Annotated in this window: 1 rRNA gene; it reads left to right on the top strand. The window is 56.2% G+C overall.

Going from position 1 to position 475, the window contains the following annotated elements:
- Window positions 1-55, top strand: a 16S ribosomal RNA gene (locus PSET11_RS16505); the annotation flags it as partial.
- Between the last annotated feature and the right edge of the window lie 420 nt (window positions 56-475).

Consider the following 475-nt stretch of genomic DNA (forward strand, 5'->3'; position numbering starts at 1 on the left):
GACTAAGTCGTAACAAGGTAGCCGTACCGGAAGGTGCGGCTGGATCACCTCCTTTCTAAGGAGCGCCTACAAAGCCTGGTCATCATGTATGTGGTGGGTGGGGTTTGTCAGGAGGATAGTTCGTTGCGCAGACGAAAGTTCTGCGGCGGACTGCTCATGGGTGGAATATCAACGGATAGGTGCCTGCTGGTGCTGGTGGTGGTGTGAGTACGGACTGATCCTCCTTGTGGGGGTTGGGTTCCTGGAAAGCGTCGCTTCTGGTGGGTGGTGGGTAGTGTTTGGCACACTGTTGGGTCCTGAGACAACAGGACCGGGGGCCATGGTCGTCATCATCCTTTGGGGGTGGTGGTGGGTGTGGTGTCTGGGTTTGTTTGTTTCTGGTTGTTCCTTGCTGCACCGATCGCACGGTTGGCTTCTGTCCTTTGGGGTGGGGGTGGTGTTGTTTGGGTGGGGTGGGGTTGTTGTTTTTCAAGTC

The sequence above is a fragment of the Arthrobacter ulcerisalmonis genome (assembly GCF_900609065.1).
In the GTDB taxonomy this organism is placed as follows: Bacteria; Actinomycetota; Actinomycetes; order Actinomycetales; family Micrococcaceae; genus Arthrobacter; species Arthrobacter ulcerisalmonis.